This is a genomic window from Corynebacterium sp. 20-84 (assembly GCF_053479455.1).
This window is the reverse complement of the sequence record NZ_JBRBCB010000036.1, coordinates 1-620: the sequence shown is the minus strand read 5'-3', so window position 1 is coordinate 620 and position 620 is coordinate 1. Positions and strand designations below refer to the sequence as shown.

General features: G+C 52.7%; 2 rRNA genes. Both read right to left on the bottom strand.

What is annotated here, in order from left to right:
* Positions 1-120: ribosomal RNA gene (locus tag ACUY2Y_RS11725) — 23S ribosomal RNA — on the bottom strand; the annotation flags it as partial.
* 386 nt (positions 121-506) lie between these two features.
* Positions 507-620: ribosomal RNA gene (locus ACUY2Y_RS11720) — 16S ribosomal RNA — on the bottom strand; the annotation flags it as partial.

Here is a 620-nt window from a genome sequence, read left to right as displayed (position 1 = left end):
ATTCGGACACCCTCGGATCAACGCTTTGTTGACAACTCCCCGAGGCTTAACGCAGTCTCACACGTCCTTCATCGGCTCAGCATGCCAAGGCATCCACCATGCGCCCTTGAACAACAAACACACACACGAAAAACCCAACACACAAACAAAACACACACAAACAAAAAACAAGATGCTCGCGTCCACTATACAGTTCTCACACACCACACCCACCACCCACCAACCACCACAAACGCAGCGGCCAGCAAAATGATGAGCCACAAAGGGATCAACCACACCCACACACAAACAGTGCAGGCACCATGTGTCGCCCCAGACACCCAACAGTGCACCAACAATCAATTAAAACGTTCAGCCAGCTAGTGAAACCATCAACCACACCCACCCAGACTCTTAACGCCGGGGTGATGCATGTCCACCTGGTATTTCAAAACAAAAACGTTGGCAGCACCACAGTCGGGCACTCAACCAACACACCCACAACTGTGGGCAAAAAAGCTCCTTAGAAAGGAGGTGATCCAGCCGCACCTTCCGGTACGGCTACCTTGTTACGACTTCGTCCCAATCGCCGATCCCACCTTCGACAGCTCCCTAACGAGTTTGGGCCACCGGCTTCGGGT